Annotated in this window: 19 protein-coding genes and 3 pseudogenes; 14 read left to right on the forward strand and 8 right to left on the reverse strand. The window is 69.7% G+C overall.

What is annotated here, in order from left to right:
- Positions 1-358 (reverse strand): annotated as a pseudogene (locus tag MXD61_RS26230) (hypothetical protein); the annotation flags it as partial.
- 434 nt (positions 359-792) lie between these two features.
- Here MXD61_RS26230 and MXD61_RS26235 point away from each other — a divergent pair.
- From MXD61_RS26235 to MXD61_RS26245, 3 genes are all read left to right on the forward strand, one after another.
- Positions 793-1,809 carry a LacI family DNA-binding transcriptional regulator gene (locus MXD61_RS26235; RefSeq protein ID WP_251080651.1) on the forward strand — a complete coding sequence of 339 codons (1,017 nt, stop codon included), beginning with the start codon at positions 793-795 and terminating at the stop codon, positions 1,807-1,809.
- A 377-nt stretch (positions 1,810-2,186) separates the two neighbouring features.
- On the forward strand, positions 2,187-3,125 hold the full coding sequence (locus MXD61_RS26240) for a transposase (RefSeq protein ID WP_248816090.1): 939 nt from the start codon (positions 2,187-2,189) through the stop codon (positions 3,123-3,125).
- A gap of 71 nt (positions 3,126-3,196) precedes the next feature.
- The gene (locus MXD61_RS26245; protein WP_248816091.1) at positions 3,197-3,715 is read left to right on the forward strand and encodes an AAA family ATPase; all 519 of its coding nucleotides are present in this window, start codon (positions 3,197-3,199) and stop codon (positions 3,713-3,715) included.
- A gap of 104 nt (positions 3,716-3,819) precedes the next feature.
- Here MXD61_RS26245 and MXD61_RS26250 read toward each other — a convergent pair whose 3' ends face one another.
- A complete protein-coding gene (locus MXD61_RS26250) occupies positions 3,820-5,037 on the reverse strand; it encodes a sialidase family protein (RefSeq protein WP_248816092.1) in 1,218 nt (405 codons plus the stop codon).
- Between the two features lie 574 nt (positions 5,038-5,611).
- Here MXD61_RS26250 and MXD61_RS29050 point away from each other — a divergent pair.
- The 3 genes and pseudogenes from MXD61_RS29050 to MXD61_RS26255 form a co-directional block, all read left to right on the forward strand.
- A pseudogene (locus tag MXD61_RS29050) lies at positions 5,612-5,728 on the forward strand (hypothetical protein); the annotation flags it as partial.
- Positions 5,691-6,122, forward strand: a pseudogene (locus MXD61_RS29055) (hypothetical protein); the annotation flags it as partial. The pseudogenes MXD61_RS29050 and MXD61_RS29055, both read left to right, overlap by 38 nt.
- Positions 6,123-6,153: 31 nt before the next feature.
- Entirely contained in the window at positions 6,154-6,744 is a 591-nt protein-coding gene (locus MXD61_RS26255) for a TetR/AcrR family transcriptional regulator (protein WP_248816093.1), read from the forward strand.
- Positions 6,745-6,820: 76 nt separating this feature from the next.
- On the opposite strand, the gene MXD61_RS26260 is transcribed toward MXD61_RS26255, so the two are convergent.
- Positions 6,821-8,092 carry an ABC transporter substrate-binding protein gene (locus MXD61_RS26260; protein WP_248816094.1) on the reverse strand — a complete coding sequence of 424 codons (1,272 nt, stop codon included), beginning with the start codon at positions 8,090-8,092 and terminating at the stop codon, positions 6,821-6,823.
- 817 nt (positions 8,093-8,909) lie between these two features.
- Between MXD61_RS26260 and MXD61_RS26265 the strand changes: the two genes are divergently transcribed.
- From MXD61_RS26265 to MXD61_RS26280, 4 genes are read left to right on the forward strand one after another with little or no spacing between them, the layout of a single operon-like run.
- Entirely contained in the window at positions 8,910-10,646 is a 1,737-nt protein-coding gene (locus tag MXD61_RS26265; protein ID WP_248816095.1) for a glycoside hydrolase family 3 protein, read from the forward strand.
- A 35-nt stretch (positions 10,647-10,681) separates the two neighbouring features.
- The gene (locus tag MXD61_RS26270) at positions 10,682-11,317 is read left to right on the forward strand and encodes a GDSL-type esterase/lipase family protein (protein ID WP_248816096.1); all 636 of its coding nucleotides are present in this window, start codon (positions 10,682-10,684) and stop codon (positions 11,315-11,317) included.
- Positions 11,314-11,952 carry a GDSL-type esterase/lipase family protein gene (locus MXD61_RS26275; protein ID WP_248816097.1) on the forward strand — a complete coding sequence of 213 codons (639 nt, stop codon included), beginning with the start codon at positions 11,314-11,316 and terminating at the stop codon, positions 11,950-11,952. The genes MXD61_RS26270 and MXD61_RS26275 overlap by 4 nt, the downstream gene beginning before the upstream one ends.
- A complete protein-coding gene (locus MXD61_RS26280) occupies positions 11,949-12,671 on the forward strand; it encodes a TetR/AcrR family transcriptional regulator (RefSeq protein WP_248816098.1) in 723 nt (240 codons plus the stop codon). The genes MXD61_RS26275 and MXD61_RS26280 overlap by 4 nt, the downstream gene beginning before the upstream one ends.
- A 61-nt stretch (positions 12,672-12,732) precedes the next feature.
- Here the strand turns inward: MXD61_RS26280 and MXD61_RS26285 are convergent, their stop codons facing one another.
- From MXD61_RS26285 to MXD61_RS26300, 4 genes are all read right to left on the reverse strand, one after another.
- On the reverse strand, positions 12,733-13,491 hold the full coding sequence (locus tag MXD61_RS26285) for an ABC transporter ATP-binding protein (protein ID WP_248816099.1): 759 nt from the start codon (positions 13,489-13,491) through the stop codon (positions 12,733-12,735).
- Complete coding sequence (locus MXD61_RS26290) at positions 13,488-16,214, reverse strand: ATP-binding cassette domain-containing protein (RefSeq protein ID WP_248816100.1); 2,727 nt, start codon at positions 16,212-16,214, stop codon at positions 13,488-13,490. The genes MXD61_RS26285 and MXD61_RS26290 overlap by 4 nt, the downstream gene beginning before the upstream one ends.
- Before the next feature lie 79 nt (positions 16,215-16,293).
- On the reverse strand, positions 16,294-17,511 hold the full coding sequence (locus tag MXD61_RS26295) for an ABC transporter substrate-binding protein (protein WP_248816101.1): 1,218 nt from the start codon (positions 17,509-17,511) through the stop codon (positions 16,294-16,296).
- Positions 17,512-17,703: 192 nt separating this feature from the next.
- Positions 17,704-20,205 (reverse strand): glycoside hydrolase family 2 TIM barrel-domain containing protein, encoded by a 2,502-nt coding sequence (locus MXD61_RS26300; protein ID WP_248816102.1) that lies wholly within the window; start codon positions 20,203-20,205, stop codon positions 17,704-17,706.
- A 466-nt stretch (positions 20,206-20,671) separates the two neighbouring features.
- Here MXD61_RS26300 and MXD61_RS26305 point away from each other — a divergent pair, with 466 nt between their 5' ends.
- Genes MXD61_RS26305 through galK form a run of 3 tightly spaced genes read left to right on the forward strand, consistent with a single transcriptional unit; the run spans position 20,672 to position 23,015 of the window.
- Positions 20,672-20,896 carry a hypothetical protein gene (locus MXD61_RS26305; protein WP_248816103.1) on the forward strand — a complete coding sequence of 75 codons (225 nt, stop codon included), beginning with the start codon at positions 20,672-20,674 and terminating at the stop codon, positions 20,894-20,896.
- On the forward strand, positions 20,893-21,867 hold the full coding sequence (gene galT / locus MXD61_RS26310; RefSeq protein WP_248816104.1) for a galactose-1-phosphate uridylyltransferase: 975 nt from the start codon (positions 20,893-20,895) through the stop codon (positions 21,865-21,867). The genes MXD61_RS26305 and galT overlap by 4 nt, the downstream gene beginning before the upstream one ends.
- Positions 21,864-23,015: a galactokinase gene (galK, locus tag MXD61_RS26315; protein ID WP_248816105.1), complete on the forward strand. Its 1,152-nt coding sequence runs from the start codon at positions 21,864-21,866 to the stop codon at positions 23,013-23,015. Before galT ends, galK begins: the two co-directional genes overlap by 4 nt.
- A gap of 25 nt (positions 23,016-23,040) precedes the next feature.
- Here the strand turns inward: galK and MXD61_RS26320 are convergent, their stop codons facing one another.
- Entirely contained in the window at positions 23,041-23,925 is an 885-nt protein-coding gene (locus tag MXD61_RS26320) for an alpha/beta hydrolase (protein WP_248816106.1), read from the reverse strand.
- Between the two features lie 406 nt (positions 23,926-24,331).
- Between MXD61_RS26320 and MXD61_RS26325 the strand changes: the two genes are divergently transcribed.
- Positions 24,332-24,574: a hypothetical protein gene (locus MXD61_RS26325; RefSeq protein ID WP_248816107.1), complete on the forward strand. Its 243-nt coding sequence runs from the start codon at positions 24,332-24,334 to the stop codon at positions 24,572-24,574.
- The last annotated feature ends 12 nt before the right edge of the window (positions 24,575-24,586 follow it).

Genomic DNA, 24,586 nt, shown 5'->3' on the forward strand with positions numbered 1-24,586 from the left:
CCTGGGCGCCCAGGCCCGCGGCACCGGTGGCGAGCGCGGCCGCGCCGGTGTCCCAGCCGGCCAGCGGCCGGGCGAACAGGCTCACCTCGATCTGAGCGTCGGCGGCCACCCGCGCGAGGTCGTGCAGCTCACCGGTGGTCAGCAGCAGGCCACCGCTGCCCTGCGAGACGCGGTGCACGGTCACCCCGCGCCGGCCGGCCTCGTCCAACACCGCCTCCAGCGCCGCCGGACCCTCGACACTCGGAATCTCGACCCGGAAGGCGGCCCCGTCGGGGAAACGCCCGGCGCTGCTCGGCGCATCGCGCGGATCGGCACCGGGAAGGCCCGCGGCCCGCAGGAAATCGCGTGTTCGTTGCACTCTGACGCCCTCTCCTCGGCCATCCGGTCACGTCGCGCATCGTGTTACCGAGAACATGACGGCGATCCCGCGGCCGCGTGCGTATCGAACAGGCCGGCCGAGACTCACGGGTGAACCTCGGCCGTGATCACCAGCCGAACGATGTGAACGGTAACATCGCTCGATGCCGGCGTCCATGGCATCGGACGGGTACCAGCCGCGGCCACGGACCGAACCAGTCCGAACCAGTCCGAACCGGACCGGACCGATAGCCTGACGGCTGTCCACGGCTCTCAGGAGAGTGCGATGTGGCCCTAGAACCAGCCGATGCCGGTACCCGTTCGACCAGCCCGACCCTGGCCACCGGTCAGACCCGGGCCGCCGGTCAGACCCTGGCCACCGGTGGGACCCGGGCCGCCGCGGCGGGAACGGGCGGTCCGCGCGCCGGGTCGGTCATGCGTGATGTCGCGAGGCTCGCGGGCGTCTCCCATCAGACGGTCTCGCGGGTACTCAACGACCATCCGCATGTGCGCGAGGAGACCCGCCAGCGCGTGCTCGAGGCGGTGGCGGCGCTCGGCTACCGCCGTAACCTGGCCGCCCGCGCACTCGTCACCCGCCGGACCGGCACGCTTGGCATCGTCGGATTCGAGACCACCCTGTTCGGGCCCGCGTCCGTGCTCTACGCGATCGAGGACGCGGCCCGCCGCGCCGGCTACTTCGTCAGCGTGACGACGATCCGGGACCTCGACCGCCGCTCGATCCTCGACGCCCTGGAGCGGCTGCGCATGCAGTCGGTCGAGGCGGTCATCGCGATCGCGCACAAGCCCGCTGTCACCGCGGCCCTCGCGCAGCTGCCCACCGCGTTTCCCCGCGTCGCGGTCGGCGGGTCTGGCGGCGAGGAGACGGTGCCCGGTGTCCGGGTGGACAACGTGGCCGGCGCGCGCCTGGCGACCCAGCACCTGCTCGACCTCGGTCACTCGAGCGTGCACCACATCGCCGGGCCAGCCGACTGGCCGGAAGCCCGCCAACGCGAGGAGGGCTGGCGCGCCACCCTGGAGGACGCCGGCGCCACGGTCCCACCCGTGCGCCCCCGGGACACCGCCCAACGGGCCTGGGACGCCAGGACCGGCTACGAGCAGGGCCGACCGCTCGCCCGGGACCCATCGGTGACCGCCGTCTTCTGCGCCAACGACGCCCTCGCACTCGGCGTCCTGCGCGCCCTGCACGAGGCCGGCCGGATCGTACCCGACGAGGTGAGCGTCGTCGGCTTCGACGACGCCCCGGAATCCGGCTACCTCATTCCGCCGCTGACCACCGTCCGGCAGGATTTCGCGGCGCTCGGCCAACAGGGCATCTCCCTGCTCCTCGACCAGTTCGACCACACCGACCACACCGACCAGCCGAGCGCGCCACGCCAGGTGGTGCTCCCGCCCGTCCTGATCCCACGGGCGAGTACCGCACCACCCGGATAACCGAGCGGACCCCGCCGCGGTCCACGACATCGGCGGCCCTGCGAGTCGCTGACCGCCGCACCAACGTCCCCCACGCAGGATCGTGCGTTCTGCGCCGACTCGGCGGTCGCGGGAAGGAGACCCGTTGTGACACAGCTTCCGTTCACCAGGTGAACCCGGCCGTTCCATCTGTGTCTCTCTGTGACCGTGCGCAGGTCCGACAGGTCCGACAGGTCACATGCGGAAGGCGACGGCGATGTCCGATAACAGGCGTAGGTCGTCGACGCCTGAGCAATGGTTGAGACCTGTGGATCGGCCGGGAGGGGCGTACCTTCCCGGTGATCGAGGTTGAGGTCCCAGTCAGGCCGACGTTGACGTGTCGGTCGGGAAGGCACCCCGTGCTCACGGTAGTACCCGAGGACAACACACCCGAGAACGGCTCGACGGCCAGGCCGTCGCTGATTGATGAGATCGTCCGGGAAGGTGCCCGGCGGATGCTCGCGGCCGCGTTGGAAGCCGAGGTCGACGCCTACATCGCCGAACTCGCCGGCGAGCGTGACGATCGCGGCCGCCGGCTGGTGGTCCGTAACGGCCATGCCCAGCCCCGGCAGGTGATGACCGCCGCCGGTGCGGTCGAGGCCACCGCACCACGGGTCAACGACCGCAGGGTCGACGCGGACACCGGCGAACGGAAGAGGTTCTCCTCGGCGATCCTCCCGCCGTGGTGCCGCCGCTCCCCGAAGATCGCCGAGGTGTTGCCGCTGCTCTACCTGCACGGCCTGTCCTCGGGTGACTTCGTGCCCGCGTTGGAGCAGTTCCTCGGCTCGGGTGCCGGCCTGTCCGCCCCGGTGTTGGCAGTCGGAGACGGCGCGCTGGGGTTCTGGGCCGCGCTGCGTGAGGTGTTCCCCGCCACGGCGGAACAGCGCTGCTGGGTACACAGGACCGCGAACGTGCTGGGGGCGTTGCCGAAGTCGGCGCACCCCGGGGCGAAGACGTTCGCCGCCGCCTACGAGACGAAGTTCCCCAAAACCATCGCGAAGATCGTCGATGATTTGGACATGCTGCTGGCGTTCTACGACTACCCCGCCGAGCACTGGGTGCACCTACGGACCACGAACCCGATCGAGTCCACGTTCGCGACCGTCCGTCACCGCACCCGCGTCACCCAAGGGCCCGGTTCCCGGGCCGCCGGGCTGGCCATGGCGTTCAAGCTCATCGAGGCGGCCCAGGCCCGCTGGCGGACGGTCAACGCACCCCACCTCGTCGCCCTCGTCCGCGCCGGCGCCGTCCTCGAAGCAGGCCAGCTCGTCGAACGCCCACAGGCGCGCGCCGCATGAGCAGTCCCCGCCCCGCTCACCCGGGGGCGCCGGCCCACGCCTCGGGAGCGCCAACCGGCAGAGTGATCGTGATGACCGGGCCACCTGGCGCAGGCAAGACCACGATCGCCCGACGGGTGGCCGACCGGCTCTCTCCCAGCGTGCACCTGCACGCCGACGACTTCTGGCACTTCATCCGCCAAGGCGCCATCGAGCCCTACCTACCCGAAGCGCACCACCAGAACACGATCGTCATCGACATCGTGGCCCACACCGCGTTCGGTTACGCCGCCGGCGGCTACGACGTGATCTGCGACGGCATCATCGGCCCCTGGTTCCTCGACGCGTTCCGTGCCATGAGCACGACCAGCGGAATCGAGCTGCACTACCTCGTGCTGCGCCCCGACGAAGCGACGACGCTCCGCCGAGCCACCAGCCGAACCAGCACCGACACGTTGACCGACCCCGAACCGATCCGCTCGCTCCACCACCAGTTCAGCAGCCTCGACACCCTCGAACCCCACGTGCTGAACTCCAGCCACATGGATCCCGCGGCCACAGCCGAGGTTGCGTTGCACGGCATCACCAACAGCCACTACCAGCTCAGTTGATCTCTATCAGTCCGCCACACGACCCACAGGTTCTGACAATTCCTCGACCTTCTGGGCATCTTTTTCTCCCTGGACCGGAGAGTTTTTGTCACAGTGGTTCTGGATCAGCGCGGAAAGAAACGAACCGCGTTGATGTCGCCCGGATCCATGGGGCCGTTGGTACCGCGGGAGAACACCGCCCAACCCACCCCGGTGGGCGACACGGCGAGGGACGCGTTCACCTCGTTACCCAGCTTCCCATCCCCGATGGTGAGGTCACCGGTGCTGTCGAGGTCGACCGTGGTGAAGCGGGGACTGGCCGCGGTGGCGTTCCAGGACTGGGTGACGATCGCATGAGCGGGGCCGTAGTAGAGCCCGGGGAAGTTGGGGGGGCTGGTCGGCCGCGTCGGCACGGTCATCTGCAGCCCGGCGATCGCGATATGGCCGGCCTCGCCGGCGACGATGTTCGCGGTCGCCAGTGAGAACGTCGTTCCCGGCGCCATGACGTTGATCGGCGTGGTCCATGTGCGTGCGTGGTCGCGGGACAGGGACATGTGCACCTGGGTGTCGGTGTCATCGACCCAGACCGAGTAGACCGTCCCGGCCCTGTCGACGGCCACCCGCTGCGCTCCGGAGAGCTCACCGCAGGCCAGGCTCCCCGGCACCGGCTGCTGTCGCCAGGTCACCCCGTAGTCCTGGGACACGGCGATCATCTGGCGGCAGTTGTTCTCGGGTATCCACGGGTAGGTCGTGTTCTGGAAACGGGTGGGGTCGAAGAGGGTGAACTCGGGATAGTCGAAGTAGATGGTCCCGTCCGAGGCCGTCACGCCGATGCCACCCTCGGTGGTGGCCGACGCGATCCTGTCCATCCGCTGGAACGTCGCACCGCCGTCCAGTGAGCGGTAGACGAAGCGCTGCCCACCCACCAGGTGGATTCCCACGCCGAGAAAGTAGATCGCGCTCGGGTAGAGGCTCCCCCGCGGGGCCGGCCCCGTGACGATCTTTCCCCAGTCGTAGGTGTCGCAGGCGATGGTCCTCCCGGTCCAGGTCGCCCCGAGGTTGTCGCTCCAGGACACCACCGACCCGGATGTCCCACCGCAGGAGGCGGCGGCCATGCTGGTCAGATAGTAGATCCGATCGGTCCGCGCATCGATGTGCACGAAGCCGTGCACTCCCACGGAGTGGCTGTCACCGTTGGCCAGGTCCGGGACGGGTACCGACGTCCAGTGGCGACCGTTGTCGATCGACCGCAGGACACCGCCCGTCGCGCGGGCTATGAAAAGCGCCCCGGTACGCGAGATCTGGATCGAGGGCGACACGTCCTTGAAGCCGGTCGGATACAAGCAGCCCTGAGACAACGAGGGCAGTACGTTCGTTCGACCCGGAGCATGATTCTGGGCTCTTACACACTGCAGGCCGGCCGGTGGCCCGGAAATCAAATCGACCGGTTTTACATTCAGTCTGGCCTCAGGATGACCCGCCACCTCGGCGTTCTGTACCGCCCCTGGCGCACACCCGAGTGCCAGGGCCATCAAGAGCAGCACCAGCGCGGAAACTCGCACCCCTCTGTGCATGACCACCTCCTGTGTCCGTACACTCCCGTATTCGTACGCCAGCTCAGCCCTCGATCAGCCCGACAGCCTGAACCGAGATTTCCTGGTCGACCAGGAGGAGCCTTGACAATAGAGCTCACCGTCCGATTTTTCTACCCGCGCTTCCACCTTCAGGCGAGATCACATCGGCATCTAACACAGGCGAACGTCCCTGCCCGGACAATAATGCAGGCGACCCGACCACCTCGGCATTTTGCCGGTTGGTACATGAGGTTCACAATCTTTCGCGGCAAGCGCCCGGACCGCGGATGGACAGGCACGAAGGTGAGCCAGAGCGGCAGTACGTTCGATCTCGTCGGGTGACATCGGAGCTGACGGCGAACTCGACGAGACGTGGTGTCAGCCGCGGTTCGCCTACCGGGGCTTCCGCCACCTCGAGGTGGACGGTCTCGACCGCCCGCTGGTCAGCGACGATGTCGAGGCGATCGTGCTCTCCAGCGAGCTGGCACCGGTCGGGTCCTTCGCGTGCTCCGAGCCACGGGTCGACCGGCGACGCGCAGATCTTCGCTCCCACCGCCACCCACATCATGGACGTGCGGTCGTTCTTCCGTCGGTACCTGCGTGACCTCGCCGCCGAACAGCACGAGGACGGCCGGATCCCCGGTCTCGTACCGGGCGACAACCCGCACCGCGGTGAGACTCCCCCACAGAGGTTGATCTCGGCGTCCGCCGGCTTCGCTGGGGACACTGCGCTGCGAGCCGCCTGCACCACGACGCTCGGCCGAATGGTGCCGGTGTCGCGCCGCCCGTGCAGCACGAGGCCGGGACACCGCACCCGCCCCGGTACCTGCCGAGGCGGGCAAGTCTGCTGTTGACGGTCAACTTGCCCGTGGCAATACTCTCCGGATGGACACGGCGGCGTCATCCCTGCGTGAGCGTTCGAAGGCCAGGCGGCGCCACTCCATCCAACGTGCCGCGATACGCCTGTTCGCCGAACACGGGTACGACGGCACGACCATCGCGGACATTGCCGAGGCGGCCGAAGTCGCCCCACGCACCGTGTCGATGTACTTCCCGAACAAGATTGATATCGCGATGTCGGCATCCAACGACATGTCCGCGCGGCTGACCGCGACGTTCAGGGCAAACCCCAGGCTGCCCTTCACCGATGTCATCGACCTGTGGCTCGTCGACGTGGTCGAGTCGCTCGATGTGGATCTGGCTGTGTCGATGGCCGCGATGTTCGATACCAATCCCCCGCTACGCGCGGTATCGACAGCACACATCATGGAGGCTACCGGTCTGAGCACACCCGCGCTCGTGGCACAGCTTGGCCTGGCCGCCGACGATCCTCTGATCGCCATCGTGTACGCGGCGGTGAGCTCCGCCATCACCGAGTACATCGCGTCCGTTCTGACATCCGGGGGCACGCGGGTCATGCACGATCAGTTTGTTCGCTACCTGCGTGCCGTCATCGGCGCGGCCCGTCCGGGCTGAGACACGACGGGGGCCGGTGGGGGCATGGCCGTCCGGCCACGTCCCCACCGGCCCCCTGCGCACCGGTGTGTCCGGATCAGTCCTCGATCGGGGTCGCACCCACGACCCTGTAGGCCCCCGGGTTGCCCGTGGCATCCAGGGTGGACACGATGCCGCCACGGACGCAGGTCGACGGCGCCGTGGGATCGGCCTTGCCGTTGCAGCGGAACCCAAGTCCCAGCGAGCCGGGAATCTCGCGCTCCGGCATGCCCTTGAACGCCTTGATCACGGACTGCGACGTGATGTCGCCGGTGATCCCCTGAAGGGCCGACTGGAACGCGGCGACCTCGGTGAACGCGGTCATGCCGATGGCCCGGGTCGTGTCGATCCCGCTGCCGTACGTCTTCGCCACCGCGTTGTACAGGCGCGTCGCGGGGTTGTCCTGCCCGATCGGCACCGTCGCGGAGATCGTGATGCCCTTGAGCTGCGAACCGGGCACGGCCTTGCGGGTCGCGTCCGTGACGCACGACGAGATGGCGGCGACCTGGCCGGTGTACCCGACCGCCCGCAGCCCGTTCAGAGCGCTGATGCAGAAGGAGTCGTTGCCCAGGATGAAGACGAGCCCAGGGTCCTTGCTGGTGAGGTTCTGGATCTGCGGAGTCATGTCCGCGGTTCCCGGCGGAACGGCGACGACATTGATATCGAGACCGGCCTTCCTGAGCAACGCGGGCGCGGTCGTCTTCAGACCGTCCAGCGCGGCCGGAACGTCGATCACGATGTAGGTGACCTTCTTCAGGCCAGCGCTCTTCGCCTGCTGGAGCGGCAGAATGATCCCGCCGAAGTTACCGTCCGAGATCGTGAAGGTCGACTCCCTGTCGGACCGCATCGCCTCGTTGACCCCGCTGTAGACCAGCGTGGGGACGTGAGCCGCGTGCAACGGCTCCCAGATGCTCGCGAGCACCGGGGACCCCCCGATGATGACGGCGACGACCTTGTCCTCGATCATCTGGTTCGCGCAGTCGGCCGCCTTGGCCGGGTCCGCCTGCGCCTCACAGGTCACCAGCTTGATGGGCCGGCCGCCGATCCCTGACCTGCGCTCGTTGAGATAGGCGACGGTTGCCTTGGCGGCCGTGAGCTCGATCGAGTTGTCGGCGACCTGGCTCTTGCCGTCCGAGATCAGCCCGATCTGCACCGGCGCACCGGACGCCCGGGCGATCGGGCCCAACAGGTCGTTCGAGGAACTCGCGGAGGCCTGCGGGCCGGCGGGCTTGTCGTCCCCGCTGCTGCCGCACGCGGCGACGAGGGCCAGCACGGCGGCGGCCACACCCGCCAGGGCGCCTAACTGGCGGCCCGACGAACGCTTGACCACTCGCCTTCGACGTGTCTGGTCCGACGGACAGCTCTGGTCTCTCATGGCACCTGTCTCGTTTCTGTGCTGGTCGTTTTCGCCAAAATCAGCTGGTGCGACGGAGGAAAACAGGGACGTCCACGGACGCGATAAGTCGACATAATCCTGCGGCCACGGAACGCGCCAGTGTCGCCCGGCGGGGCCAAAACCAGGAAGCTACAGCATGGTTGAACCATCCCCCACCAAACGCTGTCGCTGCGACTTCCCAGCGTTCCCAGCTGACATGGTGGCGACCTTAGCGATACTCGAGAATGACGTCAATATTAACTCGCCCCTGCAGCCGGGGCGCGGACCCCGCGACCGGATCCAGTCACGCTACCGGTGCTCCACCTCGTGCGCCGACTCTTTTTTGCAGGTACTGCACTGCTCATGGCAAGAATGCCATGAGCGACACCCGGATGGCAGACTTTCCCGAGCGGATTCTTGCCCTTGGACGACCATGGATGCTCGCGGGATCCCACGGCCCGCGGACGGCGACGCGCGGCCAGAGCAGGGCAGGCCCGCAGCCGCCCCCAGGGTGCCCGGGTGCCCCTTCCAGCCTGGAGGTGCCCCCAGGATCGACCCGAGCGCCTCGGGCCGCACTTGACCGCACCAGGACACTCATGCAATTATTCCCGAACGGGAAATATAGAGTGCGAGCAGGCGGCCCGCTCCACGGACATCATCCGGTCGGCGCACCGCCATGGCTCCTGGCCGCTGGCCTCGTCGGGGTCCTGCTCGTCTCGGGCTCCGCCGCGACGAGCAGGGGTATGGACACACCCACCAGAAGGGGAAGATCATGACTCACGCCGCTGTGCGGTTCCCCTACCAGGACGCCGCCCTGTCCGTCGACCAGCGCGTCGAGGACCTGCTCGCGCGGATGGACCTCAGGGACAAGGCCGGGCTGCTGTTCCAACCGATGGCGCAGATCGGCGGATTCGACGAGCCGGGCCCGTTCGGCAAGCCGCCGACGCGCGCATTGCTCGACCGCCGCATCAACCACGTCAACATCCTGTTCGTGCCCTCCGCGCGGGAGATCGCGCAGTGGCACAACGCCATCCAGCAGCAGGCCCTCCAGAACGGCCTCGGCATCCCGATCACCGTCTCCAGCGACCCCCGGCACTCCTTCACCAACAACCCGGCGATGGCGCTGCTGTCCGGCCCCTTCTCCCAGTGGCCCGAGCCGCTCGGCTTCGCGGCCGTCGGGTCGGCGGAGCTGGTCGAGCGGTTCGCCGACGTGACCCGCCGGGAGTATCTGGCCGTCGGTATCCGCACCGCGCTGCATCCCCAGATCGATCTGGCCACCGAGCCCCGGTGGTCGCGCACCTTCGGCACCTTCGGAGCGGACGCCACCCTGACCGCCCGGCTGGGGGTCGCCTACGTCCGGGGTCTGCAGGGCGAGCAGGTCGGAGCGCGGTCCGTCTCGGCCATGGCCAAGCACTTTCCCGGCGGCGGTCCCCAGAAGGACGGCGAGGACCCGCACTTCCCCTACGGCCGGGAGCAGGTCTACCCCGGCGGCCAGTTCGATCTGCATCTCGAGCCCTTCCGGGCGGTCATCGCCGCCGGAGTCTCGCAGATCATGCCGTACTACGGGATGCCGGTCGGCACTCCGTACGAGGAGGTCGGCTTCAGTTTCAACCGGGGCATCGTGACGGGGCTGCTGCGCGAACAGCTGGGCTTCGACGGCATCGTGTGCAGCGACTGGGGCATCATCTCCCACACCTGCTGGGGGGTGGAGCACCTGAGCCACGCCGAACGCATGGCCAGGGCCCTGGACGCGGGAATCGACCAGTTCGGTGGCGAGGAGGACGTCGACGTCCTGCTGGGCCTGCTCGCCGACGGCACCGTCAGCGAGCAGCGGATCGACACCTCGGTGCGCCGCCTGCTGCGCGAGAAGTTCCGGCTCGGGCTGTTCGAGCACCGGTTCGTGGACGCGGGCCAGGCCGACGCGATCGTGGGCGGCCCCGAGGCACGGGCCGCGGGTCTGGCCGCCCAGGCAAGCGCGCACACCCTGCTCAAGAACGCCGAGAGCGGCCCCGCCCGCCTGCCGCTGCGCGGTTCGCCCCGGCTCTACCTCGAGGGTCTCGCGCCCGAGGCGATCGGCGAGCGGGCCCAGGTCGTCGCGACTGTCGCCGAGGCCGACGTCGCCGTGCTGCGCCTGGTCACGCCCTGGGAGCAGCGGGGCGAGCCCGGCACCTACGAGACGTTCTTCCACGCCGGCTCCCTGGCGTTCTCCGCCGAGGAGGTGGCTCGGATCCGGGAGATCTGCCGAACCATACCGACCGTGATCGACATCTACCTCGAACGCCCCGCGATCCTCGCGGACCTCACGGACGCCACCGCGTCCCTCATCGCCAACTTCGGCGCCTCGCCGGAGGCGTTCGTCCGGGTACTGTTCGGGGAGGCCGAGCCACAGGGGCGGTTGCCCTTCGATCTTCCCTCCTCCATGGCCGCGGTCGAGGCAGGTCACAGCGACGTGCCCTTCGACGCGGTGAACCCGACCTTCGGCTTCGGGTTCGGCCTGCGGTACACCTGACCGAGGCGGCCGCGGGAGAGAGGGAGAACAGAACGATGAGCCTGCGTGGTCGCGGCCTCAAGATGGTGATGAAGCCCTTCGCGCGGATACGATCCACGCAGGTGGCCGCGCTCGGCGCCGCACCGGGCAGTGTGGTCGTTCTGGGGGACGGCCTCGCGGCCAGCGGCAACTGGGAGGAGTGGTTCGCGGGTGTTCCCGTGCGCAACTTCGGGATCGACGCCTTGCTGATCGATGAGCTCCGTTCGCTTCTTCCGCATCTGGGTGCGCCCCGCGCTGTCGTCGTCCTGATCGGCACGAGCGACCTGTTGGGGCTGGGCGGATCGGGCGAACCCCGGCGGGCGGCCGAGCGTCTGGCCCGCGCCGTCGAGGCCATCCAGGCCCGGGTCGGGACCGCACCCGTCGTTGTCGTCGGCGTCCCGCCCCGCCACCTGGTGCGCGCGGCCGTCGACCGGTTCAACCGGCGCGCCGCCGACCTGGTGGCGGCCCGAGGGGCGGTGTTCGTGGACGTGACGACAGCCCAGACCGAGCAGGACGCCAGCGATGGCTTCCTGCTGTCCGTCGGCCGCTGGGATGCGGCCGTGTACGCCTCCGTCGCGGCCGCGGTTCGCCCCTTTCTCCCGCCGGCCGGGCTCGCGTCGGTCGAGACCCGCCCCGGGCAGGAACCTCGATGAGCCGCCAGGCGCGGCTGCAGCTGCGGAGTTCGGCCAAGCGGGTGGCGCTGTTCCGAGCGCTGCCGCCGCCGACGGGCGCGGTGGTCTTCCTCGGCGACAGCATCACCGAGGGATGCGCCTGGGAGGGATGGTTTCCCGAGCTGCGCACCGCCAATCGCGGCATCAGCGGGGACCGGGTCGCCCAGATGACAGCGCGCCTCGACAGCGCGCTGCACCGGCCCGCGGTCGTCAGCATCCTGGCCGGAACGAACGACCTGCACCTCGGTGACTCCCGGCAACCGGACGCGATCGCGGACCGGTTCCGCCTGCTCGTCACAGCCGTGCGGGACGGCGCTCCGGAGGCTGCGCTCCTGGTGAACAGCGTCCTGCCGCGCCAGCAGAGGTTCGCCGACCGCATCGAGGCGCTCAACGCGCGTTATCGGCAGATCGCGGCGACCGCCGGAGCGCGGTACCTCGACCTGTGGCCGGTTCTCGCGGCCCCGGATCGCTCGCTGCGGCGCGAGCTCACCGTCGACGGCCTGCACCTGAACGCGGCCGGCTACCGGGCATGGGTCGAGATCCTGCGCCCGCACCTGCTCGCCCACCCGAGCGCGCGGCGCCTGGCCAGGCCCCCTGCTCCCGGGGAACGCGCGTGAGCACGCCCTCCGAGCCACCCGGTGCGGGCACACCGCCTCCGGCCGCACCGGCAAAGGTCGCACCAGCCGCGGGCCGCCGCGGCCCGGGACGGCCACCCCGCCTGAACCGCGAGCTCATCGTCGCGGCCGCGGCCGAGATCGACCCCGAGGCCCTGACACTGCAGGCCGTGGCCGACCGGCTCGGCGTGGACCGCAAAGCCATCAACTACCACATTCCGGGCCGCGACGAGCTGCTTGCGCTGGTCGCGGAACGGTCGCTGGTCGCCGAGCTCGGCCAGCTCGTTCTTCCGCTCGACGACTGGCCGCAGGCAACCCGCGTCTTTGCCACGGGCCTGCGGGCAGCGCTGCTGAGCAGCAACTCCCTGTCCCTGTATGTCAGCACGCTACCCAGCGCCGGGGTCCTGCGCCCCGCGGACCAACTGCTTCACGCGCTGCTCGGCGCCGGGTTCGACGACGCCGCCGCAGGCCGCGCGCTGACCCTCATCTGCGCGGCGGTCTTCGAGGATGCCCGGGCAGAACTGCTGGCCAGGCGTTTCGGTCAGCACCCCACCGAGGTCGCGAGCAGACGTGTTCTCGCCGAGCTACCCGACGAGGCACTACCCGCGATTCGCCGCGTGTTCGCCACGAGTCACTGGTCCAGGCCGGACAGCCTTGACTTCTACCTTGAGACCATCGTCTCCGGGCTCACCCGGTGGCTCGAACAGCACCGTCAGGGCTGAGACGACCACCGGTGCCGCCCCGCGGCCGGGGCTCGCCGTGACGAGGCCCGGCCGGGCCTGGTCAGGTCGGACCGCGGTCCACCGCCGGGTGACCGGCCGCAGGCTGGCCGACCGCCAGGTCATGGCTGAGGTAGTGGCGCATCACCGCGGCCTGGTCCAGGCTGGCCGAACTGCCCTGGAAGATGATGCTGCCGTGGCCGATCAGGTAGACATGGTCCGCCACGGCGAGCGCCCGGCTCACATACTGCTCGACGATCAGCAGGGCGGTACCGCGAGCGGCCAGCACGTGCAGCGCCTCGAAGATCGTGTCGACCACGATCGGGGCCAGGCCCATGGAGACCTCGTCGAGCAGCACAAGCGACGGTGACCCGAAGAAGGCCCGGGAGAGCGCGACCATCTGCTGCTGGCCGCCCGAGAGCCGGCCCGCGAGGTCGCCGAGGCGTGTCCGCAGCGCCGGAAACATGTCCAGAGCGGGATCGAGTGAGGTGTCCTTCTCCCACGGCGGGATCTGCAGGAGGAGGTTCTCGCGGACGGTCAGCGAGCGGAAGATGCCGCGGCCTTCCGGAATCAGACACACCCCGTGGCGACGCCGCTCGCTGGGCGCCTCGTGGGTCACGTCCTGGTCGTCGACCAGGACGTGACCCACGCTGGGACGCATGAGGCCGGAAGCCACTCGCAGGAGCGTCGTCTTCCCCGCGCCGTTGGAACCCAGCAGGGCCACCACCGAGGCGGCGGGGATCTCCAGGTCGATGTCGCGCAGGACCGTCGTGCGGCCGTACCCCGCGCTGACACCCTCGAGCCGCAGCTGCGGACCGGTCACGGCTGGACCTCGCTCACTGATCGTGAAGCCGTGGCCGGCGTGTTTTCGGTGTCCCCGCCGAGATACGCCGCGCGCACGGCATCGGATGACAACACCTCGGCCGTGGGACCGGACGCCAGCATTTTCCCGAAATCGAGCACGTAGAGCTCGTCGCAGACCTCGCCGACGAGGGCCATGTCATGTTCGACGAGCAGAATGCCCACCCCACGTTCGCTCACCACCTGACGGAGAATCTCACCGAACCGAGCGGTCTCCGCCCGGTCGAGCCCGGACGACGGCTCGTCCAGCAGCAGAATCCGGAAGTCCCCGGCCAGACAGCGAGCAAGCTCCACCAGGCGCCGCTGCCCGGTGGACAGCGTTCCCACCTGCCGGTCGGCCAGGTCGACCAGGTCACACAGCGCCAGCGCGCCGGCGGCCGCCGCGCGCACCTGGCCAGCGTCGGACCTGCGCGGCAGGAACTGGCGCACCGGACTGCCGCCGGCCAGTCCGGCCTCGAGCCCCAACGCGACGTTCTGCCGCACGGTCATGGTGTCGAACAGCTCCATGATCTGGAACGTCCGCCCGACCCCTCGCCGCGCCCGGGCCGCTGGGCCGCGTCGCGTCACGTCCACGAGATCGAGCCGGAGGCCACCCCTGGCGGGATGGATCAACCCGGAGATGGCGTTGAACGTCGTGGTCTTGCCCGCGCCGTTGGGGCCGATGAGCCCGGTGATGGTCCCGGTGCGGGCCGCGAGATCGACGTCGTCGATCGCGACCAGACCACCGAACTGCACCCGGAGTCCCTCGACCGTCAGCGACAGCGGAGCGACCCGCGTCGCTGTCGAGGTGGCTCGCGCCGGCACCGCCCCGTCCCGCCCCGCGTGGGCGGATCGTTCGGGTCGCCGGAAGACCCGGTCGACCGCTTCGCGCAGCCAGGCCGGCACGGCGCGCCTGTCAGCCGGCGTCAGCGCGTAGAGGATCACGGTCACGCTCGTGAGGAGGGTGATGTAGTTCCCGATGTTGTCCAGGGTTATGTACGAAGGGGCCAGCGTCAGCGCCACCGCCGCCTGCAGGGCATACCAGGGCTCGGTGCCGGTCGTGACGACGATGAGGGTCAGATACGTCAGGGAGATCAACGGCTGGTAGTTGTCCGCCGCCACGGTCAGCTGGGCCATACCGGCCAGGGCACCGGCCACCGCGGCGATGAAGGCCGACAGGCAGAAGACCAGGACCCGGGTCGTGTTCACCGAGACCCCGTGCGTGGCCAGCGCGACCGGCGAATCGGCCATCCCCCGCAGCAGCCGGCCGAGCCGACCACGGTCCAGGGCGATGATCGCGAACGTGGTCACCACGGCCAGCGCGAGGCACACGTAGTAGAAGCCCTTGTCAGAGTCCAGGCCCCACAGGGCGGGGCGGGGCATCGCCAGCCCGAGGTTGAGCTCGCCGAACATGAAGCTCTTGGTGTAGAAGAGCTGCTGCACCGCGATGCCGAACCCGAGGGTGGCCAGAGCCAGGTAGATGCCACCATGCCGCGTCGCCGGGATGGCCAGCAGGGCGCCGATGGGAACGGCCACCAGTCCGGCCGCGGCGAGCGCGAGACCCCAGGGCCAGTGGTGATCGACGGCCAGGTGCGAGAAGGCGGCGGCTCCGATCGCGGTGAACGCGATGTGGCACAGCGACACCTGCCCTGAGGTCCGGACCAGCAAGCCGAGTGACAGGAAGAGCATCACCATGGTGAGCGTGACCGTCCAGTCCCCCAGGTGGAAACCCGCGAAGCTGGGCACCAGCACGAGGACCACGAGAATCACGACGCCGGCACCCACCTGCAGCGCGGACGGCGCCACCCAGTTCGCCCGACGGTCGGGGGCACGCGGGACGCGGGACTGCAGCCACCGCCTCGGGAACAGCAGCAGCACCAGGAACAGGACGATGAACGGCAGGCTCGCCGGCACCTGGGCGAGAAAACCGCTGGTGAAGTACTTCGTGCCGAGGGAGCCCAGCAGCCCGATCGCCAGTCCCCCCAGGAAGGTGATCGGCAGGCTGGTGAACGATCCGATGGCCGCGGCGCCGAAGGCCTGGACGACCAGAAGGGTCAGCGTCGTCTGGTCCAGGGGCACGGAGGAGGCCAGCAGAAGGCCGGAGGTCATCGCGAAGACGATGCCGATGGTCCAGGCCCACTGCCGGGCGCGGTTGGGGTTGGTACCGGCCAGATCGAGCAACTCGGAGTTGTCCACGACGGCGCGCATCGCGATCCCCAGCCGCGCGCGGCGGAAGAACACCGAAAGCGCGACGGTGGCAGCCACCGCGACGACGAAGATGATGATTTTTTCAGCGGTGACCCGGGTGCCGAAGATCGTGACCACGTTCGTCGGCAGGAAGGACGGGATCGTGCGGGACCGGGTCCCGTAGATGAGCTGGAATCCGGTCTGCACCAGCAGCAGGACACCGACCGTCGCCGTGACCCGCAGCGCGAGGCTGGCGCCGGCGAGGGCTCTGGCGAAACGGGCGAACGCCACCCCGCCGAGCGGGCCGAGAACGACCAGGACCAGGGCACCGGCCAGCGGCCACGGCACCCCGTGCTGAACATGGAGGAAGTAGAAGGCGTACGCGGCGATGGTGGCGAGGGCGCCATGGGCGAAGTTGAACACGCCCGAGGTCTTGTACGTCAGAACCAGACCGGCGCCCGCGAGCCCGTAGACCGCGCCGGTAACCAGTCCGGCGATGATGAAGGGTAACAATTCCATGACCCTTTCGTGCTCACGGCAACGGATATCGCGGGTGAGGCGACCCGGTTCTCGGTCGCCCCACCCGGTCCGGTGGCTGTCAGCTGGCTGGAAGCAGCTTCACGAACGGGGCCAGCTTCTGCTGGTCGATGCACTCGGCCTTGCCGCCGTTCACAGAGGCGAACGCGCCGCTTTTGATGGTGAAGGTGAAGTAGCAGTTGGACGAGGCCAGGTTCTGCTCCGCCCCCTGCGGATAGCTCAGCGGCGGAAGAAGTCCGTCCGCGGTGAAGCCCTGGAGTCCGTGCAGCGCCTGGGTCACCTGCGCGGGAGTGGGGTTGTCGCCAAGGTGAGCGGCCTGCGCTGCCCCCTTGAACACCTCGGCGATCGACCAGGCAGCCGAGGCGGCCGCCCCGGTCTCGGTGCCGGGGGCGTACTTCGCCATGCCCGCCTGGAAGGCCCTGATACCCGGGATCGTGGTGTCGTACCACGGCGCATAGCCGCTGATCGCGATCGCGCCTTCGGTGTTCCTGTCCTTGAGCCAGTCGTTCGGCTCGATCGCCTGGGCTGGGGCGGCGACCCGCGCCTTCAGGCCCTGCGCGACACACGAGTCCAGCACACGCAGAACGACGTCGGACCCCGCGCCGATGAGCATCGCCTGCACTCCGGCGTTCTTCAGCTGCAGACACGGTGCGGTGTAGTCGGCAGCGGACGAGGAGACCTTGACCGACGTCGTGGTCTGCCCGAACCCGCCGGCCGCCGCCTGGATGATCGGCAGCGACTGGGCGCACCCCGCGGATTCCGCGCAGTAGGCGAAGCCGAAGTTCCTGACGCCGACACGGCTCGTCTCCTGGCTGACCGAGAAGACGCTGGCGAACGGGTTGAGACCCACGTTGAAAAACGAGGGGTTCCGGTAGTCGGAATTTCCGATGATACCGATCGCGGGGATCTTCTTTGCCTTGAGATAGGCACTGAAAGTATAGGCGGGCGGGAGGCCGACCAGGGCGATGACATGATCTTTCTCGACCAGCTCCCGGACGTTCCTGAGCCCGGTGGCCGGGTTGCCGGCATCGTCCTTGACGATCAGGTCGATCCGGTGGCCGTTGATGCCGCCGCTGGCGTTGACCGACTTCGCCCACGCCCTCACCGCGTCGCAGTACGGGCCGGCGGACGAGGCGAGCGGACCGCTACACGTCAGGGGACTGCCCAGCTTCCAGGTCGACCCGGCTGCGCTGGTGCCGCCGGAGCTCGACGAGCAACCCGCCGCGACGACAGCGATCGCCAGTGCGACCACACCGGCCGATAACGCGCGCAGGCGCATCCGGTTTGTTCTCTGTGCTCGGTCTCGGCGCATCTGGTTCGTCCTCTCAGAAGTTCTTCCCGTGCGCCGGTCGACGCGGCGACGAAGGCTGGGGTTCGACGAAGGCTGGGGTTCGACGAAGGCTGGGGTTCATGGATCGCCACAGCGGTCTGGGCCCCATGACGAGACGGGTCAGGGCGGCTGCTGGCACGGCTACTGGCCGGACTTCGCGGGGACGGCGCGGCCCACGGCCGTCACCGGCGCAACGGCCGTCACCGGCACAACGACCGTCACCGGCTCGCAGCCGGCGGCGGTCACGGTGACCGTGACGTCGCCGGCCTCGTGTCCGGCCCGGACGACCGCGAGCGCGCGTCCCCAGTAGGTCGAGTACCGGCCGGCCGAGAAGCTCTCCTCGGTGACGGGTCGGGCGCTCCCGAATCCGAGCAGTGTGCCGGCGCCGGTCACCTGGACCGTGACCGTGCGGTCGGCCAGGGGGCGCACCGTTCCCGCGGCGTCCGTGAGCGCGATGGGGAGATAGCCGAGGTCGGCTCCGTCGGCCCGCAGCTCGCTGCCTTCGGGTTGTACCTGGAGCCGCAGCTCTGGGCCGGCGCTGGTCAGGGTGTCCCGACCGAGCTCCCCGCCGTCCGCGTCATAGGCGACGGCGGTGAGGTTCCCGGGCTGGTACGGGAGGGAGAACGTGGCCAGGTAGTCCTGCTCCGGTCCCGCTGGCGCGTCGCCGACCCGGTCTCCGTTGAGCAGCAGTTCGACCCGGTGGGCGTCGGCGTACACCTCGACCACCGCGGTCCGCCCCTCATGGCCCTCCCAGCTCCAGCTGTGGAGGGAGTTGGTGCTGCGCCAGGCGTTGGAGTACTGCTTCTCGCCGGAGTGGTTCACCGGTTGGACGGCGAGATGGGGGGCCTTGCGCAGATGCCAGGCGATCTCGTTGAGATAGGACTGGGTCTGGCGATGCCCGGTGATGTCGATCACCGGCTCGCCCGCCAGCAGCGCCGGCCAGGGGCCGAACAGGCTAGGTCGCCGGCCATACGGGAGTACCGCGATGGCGGCCTCTCCGATGTAGTCCCAGCCGGTCCAGGTGAAGTCGCCGATGACGTGCGGCATCGTCTCGATCTCGCGCCAGATCGGGACCGTCTCCGTCGGCCCGGTCTCACTGCCGACGATCACCCGCTCGGGGTGGAGCTTCGCGTCCTTTCGGTAGCGGCCGGCCATGTAGTTGTATCCGGCGACGTCGAGGGCGGCGTAGGCGTCACGGGTCCGCCGATCGACCGCCGGCAGTCGGACGATGCGGCGAAGCGCCGGGTGCAGGATCCCCATGAGGAGGTTGAGCACGGCGATGAGGTTCTTGTTCGGGGCGTCGCCGTCCTTCTCACCGGCGGTCTTCGCCTCGACCTTCTCGCCCTTCCCGCGAAAGATGAGGTTGAGGAAGCCATTGATACAGTTGGTCACGAGGCGGGTCGGGTCGAGCTCGCGGGTACGGTCGGCCATCTCACGGTTACGCTGAACGCCCTGGGCGGTCGCGGTCTCGGGGATCTCGTTGCCGATGGAGTAGAGAATCACCGACGGGTGGTTGAAGTCCTTCGCGACGAGCGCTTCGAGGTCCCGCTCCCACCACTGCTCGAACTCCGCGGAGTAGTCAGCTCTGCTTTTTGGCCGCCACCACACGTCGGTGAGCTCGTCCATGACGAGCACGCCGTGGCGGTCGCAGGCGCGCAGGGTCGCCCGGGAGATCGGGTTGTGTGCGCTGCGAATCGCGTTGAAACCGCTTTCCCGCAGGATGCGGACCCGGCGTTCCTCGGCCGCGTCCAGCGTGTGCGCACCGATGACCCCGTTGTCGTGGTGGATCGCTGCCCCGCGCAGTTTCACGGGCTCACCGTTGATGCGCAGGCCGCGGCGGGCGTCCACGGACACCGTACGGATCCCGAAGTCGGCGACGGCTTCGTCGACGATCTGGTCACCGTCGGCCAGGACAACGGTGGCGGTGTGGAGCTGTGGACTTTCCGGGGACCAGAGCGCCGGCGCCGGCACCGTGACGCGCTGGCGCAGCGTCTTTTTCTCACCGGGTCCGACCGACAGCCGCTCCTCGATCGGACCGGTGGTGGCGCGCGGGCCCCGCAGGGTGGTGGTGACGGTCACCGTACGGCTCTCGGTACCGTCGTTGACGGTCTCGATCTGGACTTCGACGACCGCCTCGGTGCGCTCGACCGACTTCGTGCTGATCCGCAGACCATCGGGGGTCACCCGCAGGCGGTCACCGACAAGAAGATGCACCGGCCGGTAGATACCGCTGCCGGAATACCAGCGGCTGTTCGGCCCACGATCGTTGTGTGCGACGACTTCGACGCGGTTGTCGGTGCCGTAGTCAAGAAACGTGTCCAGCGTGACCTGGAAAACCGCGTAGCCGGAGGGGCGGCCGCCGGCGAGGCGCCCGTTGACGAAGACCTCCGAACGCATGTACACACCCTCGAACTCCAGGGTGACGCTACGACCACGCCATTCCTCGGCCGCCCGGAACGTCTTCGTATAGCGGTAGACGCCCCCAGGAAAGTATCCGGTGTTGTGGCTGTTGACGGCCTTCGGGTCCCGCTGCTCGAACAGCATGGCGTCGTAGGGAACCGTCACCGGGCCGATCGACACCCCCGAGCCGTCACCGTGCTCCCTGCTGACGTGCCAGCCCTGGTTGAACGAACTGCGGATCATGAGCACTCCTACATGTCCGGCCCATCGCCATGAGCCATGAGGCGGGCGGCCCGGGTCGACCGTTCACCATGATCGGGAAATGGGTCGGTCGCCCGCGATCGCGTCGCCGAGCCCGCGGCGGGCCGTCTCCTGCCGACCGACCCGGCACCCGCCCCTCCGGGACGCTTCACTGTGACACCTGACACTGCCCACAACTCGCCACCAGGAGCTAATATCTCCCTGGCGGGAGAAACTACTAGCGAGTGTGTTACCGGTCAAGTCACGGTCACCGGCCGCGGGCGGACCCGGCGCCTCCCGTTGCTGCCGGTCGACGTTTCGAGATCGCGGCGGACCGGCCTCGAGCCACCCGTTCGCGTTCCTCGGGTCCGGCGTCCCCTCGGTTGCCGAGTGCGCGGGTCGTCGCCAGCGGAGCCGAAGTCCGGCGGCGGATCCGACAGGGCGGGTTGCTGGTACGAAGGAGGCCGACATGCAGGGATCCGAGGTTGCCGAAGTGCCCCGCGAGCCGGACGGGCCCGGCGGTTCGGGTCACCCGGCCGACGGACCGGTCGAGCGCGTTCCGGGCACCCGGACCGGTCTGCTGCGTCGGGTGGCCACCCTCCCGGACGGTCGACGGATCACCTACTACAGTCTCCCGACGGCTGGCCCGGACTCCGCGGACGAAGCTCGCCGGGGCACGGACAGCGCGCGGTGACCGAGCGTCGGTACGACCCGACCGCCGACGAGTGGGTGACGTTCGCGACGCACCGCCAGGATCGGATGTACAAGCCGCCCACCGACGGCTGTCCGTTGTGCCCGAGCCGTCCGGGCGGGCGGCTGACCGAGGTGCCACGCGCGGCCTACGAGGTGGTGACCTTCGACAACCGTTTCCCGTCGCTGTCACCCCAGCCACCGGCGCCCGAGGTGGCGGGAACCGAGTTGTACCCGGTGGCGCCGGCGTTCGGCCGCTGCGAGGTGGTGGTCTACTCCGACGACCACCACACGACCTTCGCCGATCTGCCGGCCGACCGGGTCAGGATGCTCGTCGACGTCTGGGCCGATCGGGTCGCCGTCCTCGGCGCGACACCCGGCGTCTCCTACGTGATGCCGTTCGAGAACAAGGGCGAGGTCATCGGGGTCACCCTGGCCCATCCGCACGGTCAGATCTATGCCTATCCCGAGGTGCCGCCGCGACCTGCCCGGGAGCTGCGGGCCGCCAGCGCCTACCGGGACCGCACCGGCCGGTGCGTGGAATGTGACGTCGTCGCGGCGGAGGCAGCCGGTCCGCGGTGTGTTCTGACCGCCCCGACCGCGATCGCGTTCGTTCCGTTCTGGGCCCGGTTTCCCTACGAGGTGCATGTGGTTCCGCGCGCCCACCGCCCGGACCTGGGCGCGCTGGGCGAACAGGAGCGGGCCGACCTGAGCGGGCTTCTGCACCGGCTGACCCGGGGCTACGACCGGCTGTTCGGTTTCTCGCTGCCCTACGTGATGGCCGTACACGGTCGGCCGACCGACGACGAACGCGACTGGGACCCGGTCTCCCACCTGCACGTCGAGTTCACACCGCCCCACCGGTCCGCGACCAGGCTCAAGTACCTGGCCGGCTCGGAGCTCGCCGGTGGCGCCTTCCTGACCGACGTGGCACCGGAGCGGGCCGCCGCCGCGCTGCGGGGGGCGATGGGATGAGCGACCGGGACGCTCTCGCGGCCCGGCTCGCCACCGAGTTCCGCGCGCGCCACGGCCGGCCACCGGCAGGGGTGTGGGCCGCGCCGGGGCGGGTCAACCTGATGGGTGAGCACACCGACTACAACGATGGCCTGGTCCTCCCGTACGCCATCGACTCCGCCGCGCTGGCCGCGGTCGCGCCGCGCGACGACGACAGACTCACCTGTCAGTCCCTGGACCGTCCGGGCACGGCCGCCGTGGACACCGGCGACCTGCGGCCCGGCGCCGTGACCGGATGGCCGGCCTATGTGCTCGGCGCGGTGTGGGCGCTGGGCTGGCCGCGGACTGGGCCGCCCGGCCTGGACATCGTCGTCACCTCGCAGGTGCCGGCCGGCGCTGGACTGTCCTCGTCGGCGGCGCTGACCTGTGCGGTCACGCTGGCCGTGGCCGAGCTCGCCGGTCTGGAGACGGACCGCACCGCCCTGGCGACCGTGGCCCGCCGAGCCGAGACGGACATGGTCGGCGCGCCCGTCGGGATCATGGATCAGATGGCGGCCATGCACGGGCGGGCCGACCACGCGCTGCTGCTCGACTGCCGGTCGCTGGCGTTCGAGCCCGTCCCGCTGCCCGGCCGGGAGTCGGGCCTGACTCTGCTGGTCGTCGACACCCGCGTCAGCCACGCCAACGCCGATGGCGGCTACGCCCGGCGGCGCGCGACCTGCGAGGATGCCGCCCGGACTCTCGGCGTCCAGGCGCTGCGGGACGCGACGGTCACCGCGGTGCGGACCACGCTGGTCGGTGAGCAGCGACGCGTCGCCCGACATGTGGTCACGGAGATCGAGCGGGTCCGGCTGGCGGTGGCCGCGCTGCGCCACGACGATCTGACCGGCCTCGGCGAGATCTTCGCGGCGTCACAGGCATCCATGCGCGACGACTTCCGGATCTCCTGCGCCGAGCTCGATCTCGCCGTGGACACCCTGCTCGACGCCGGCGCGATCGCTGCCCGCATGACCGGCGGCGGCTTCGGTGGCTGCGCCGTGGCCCTGCTGCCCGAAACGGCCGTTGCCGCCGCGACCGCCGCGGTGACCGCGGCCTTCGGGGCCCACGGCTTCCTCTCACCGCGGGCCTTCGAGACGCGCCCATCCCACGGCGCGGCCCGCGTCCACTAGCCACATGTTCACCTGAGGCGTACGGTCAGCCACTGTGTGCGGCCAGCCAGGCGCCGAAGGTGGACATGGTGTGGTCGAAGGGCGCCGTGGCGGGATGGTTGAGGTGGCCATGGTGAACATCCGGCTCCGTCTGGCAGTCGACCTCGACCCCGCGGGTCCGCAGATCGTCGGCGAAGGCCTCGCCCGACGGGCGCAGCGGGTCGTGCTCGCCGGTGATGACCAGGGTCGGTGGGAAGCCGTCGAGGTCCGCCGGGCGCGCGAACGCCTCGGCGGCGCGGGCGATGTTCGCCGCTCCGACGAAGTTGGCCGCCATCATCCGGACCGAGCGTTGCGCGACCCGGCTCAGCACCCGGGTGCGCAGTCCCCGGTTGGCCGCGAGCGGCCGGGCCGGCAGCACGGGATGCAGCAGCGGGTAGGCCAGCAGCAGCCCGGCCGGCGCCACGAGCCCCTCGGTCGCGGCCCGCAGCGTGCTCATGACGGCGAGGTTGGCACCGGCGCTCGCCCCGCCCACGAAGACCCGATCGGCCGCAAGCCCCAGCGACTCCGCTTCGGCCACAAGCCGATGCCAGGCGGCGAGGCAGTCGAGCACGGGGGTGGGGAACCGCACCGCCGCCGCGCCGCGCCAACGCCGCGCGCGGCTCAGCGGCGGCACGCGTCGGTAGTCGACGCTGAGCACGGTCACTCCCCCGCGCGCGAACGCCCGGGACACCGCGTCCCCTTCCGGCATGTCGATCGACCCGCCGGAGAAGCCGCCGCCGTGCATCCACAGCAGCGCCGTCGTACTCGGCGCCGTGGTCGGCCCGTACAGCCTTGCCCGGATCCGTACATCACCAACCGGGACGTCGACGTCGCGGATCTCCACGTCACGGTCGACTGTCCTGGTGCCACCACGACGCGAGCGCTCTGCCACGTGCGACTCCCTTTCCACGGACTCTGTTCGCGACAGGCGGGTCTCGAACCGCCGGGAGAAAAACCGGTGAGGGCAGGACGGGCGCGCCGCGCCGGCCTGCACCGACGCGGGCGCGTACCGCCTCGACGGGTGGAGCCTAGCCTATATTTCCCTTGAGGGAAATATAGGCTAGGCTCCGGCGATACACGACCCAGCCAGAGCATCAGGAGGACGGCCGTGGTAGCGGAGCCGTTGCTGACCAGCAGCAGCTCGAGCGTGTGCCCGCGGGCCGAGGGAGCGCCGTTCCTGGTCGGTGACGAGAGTCGCACCATCGACCAGGCGGGCGCTCATCGTCGACGCCAACGGCGTGATGTCCGACCGAGCGACGCCCCGCCGGGCGATCCGCACACGTCAGACGAGAACTGAGATGTTCGAGGCGGCCAGGGCTGGCCCGGGTCCGTCGACGCACGTGCCACCGATCGTGTCGTGGTTGTGCACCGACGCTGCCGCGGGCGTCACCGGCCGCGTGTTCGACGCGCGTGGCGGCGAGGTGGGAGTGTGGCCGGACTGCCACCAGGTGCGCTCCGTCCTCACCGGTGACCCAGGCAGGTCGCCGCCGTCGTCCGTCAACGAGCTGGACCAGTTGGCCCCCGCCCAGCTGCTCGACTGAGCAGTACCGCCT

The organism is Frankia sp. AgPm24 (genome assembly GCF_023243055.1).
In the GTDB taxonomy this organism is placed as follows: Bacteria; Actinomycetota; Actinomycetes; order Frankiales; family Frankiaceae; genus Frankia; species Frankia umida.

Excerpts from the sequence above, each read along its gene's own strand:
- MXD61_RS26235 (WP_251080651.1), top strand. The coding sequence starts at position 793 with ATGCGTGATGTCGCGAGGCTCGCGGGCGTCTCCCATCAGACGGTCTCG.
- MXD61_RS26245 (WP_248816091.1), top strand. The coding sequence starts at position 3,197 with ATGACCGGGCCACCTGGCGCAGGCAAGACCACGATCGCCCGACGGGTG.
- MXD61_RS26255 (WP_248816093.1), top strand. The coding sequence starts at position 6,154 with ATGGACACGGCGGCGTCATCCCTGCGTGAGCGTTCGAAGGCCAGGCGG.
- MXD61_RS26265 (WP_248816095.1), top strand. The coding sequence starts at position 8,910 with ATGACTCACGCCGCTGTGCGGTTCCCCTACCAGGACGCCGCCCTGTCC.
- MXD61_RS26270 (WP_248816096.1), top strand. The coding sequence starts at position 10,682 with ATGAGCCTGCGTGGTCGCGGCCTCAAGATGGTGATGAAGCCCTTCGCG.
- MXD61_RS26275 (WP_248816097.1), top strand. The coding sequence starts at position 11,314 with ATGAGCCGCCAGGCGCGGCTGCAGCTGCGGAGTTCGGCCAAGCGGGTG.
- MXD61_RS26290 (WP_248816100.1), bottom strand. The coding sequence starts at position 16,214 with ATGGAATTGTTACCCTTCATCATCGCCGGACTGGTTACCGGCGCGGTC.
- MXD61_RS26295 (WP_248816101.1), bottom strand. The coding sequence starts at position 17,511 with ATGCGCCTGCGCGCGTTATCGGCCGGTGTGGTCGCACTGGCGATCGCT.
- MXD61_RS26300 (WP_248816102.1), bottom strand. The coding sequence starts at position 20,205 with ATGATCCGCAGTTCGTTCAACCAGGGCTGGCACGTCAGCAGGGAGCAC.
- MXD61_RS26305 (WP_248816103.1), top strand. The coding sequence starts at position 20,672 with ATGCAGGGATCCGAGGTTGCCGAAGTGCCCCGCGAGCCGGACGGGCCC.
- galK (WP_248816105.1), top strand. The coding sequence starts at position 21,864 with ATGAGCGACCGGGACGCTCTCGCGGCCCGGCTCGCCACCGAGTTCCGC.
- MXD61_RS26325 (WP_248816107.1), top strand. The coding sequence starts at position 24,332 with ATGTTCGAGGCGGCCAGGGCTGGCCCGGGTCCGTCGACGCACGTGCCA.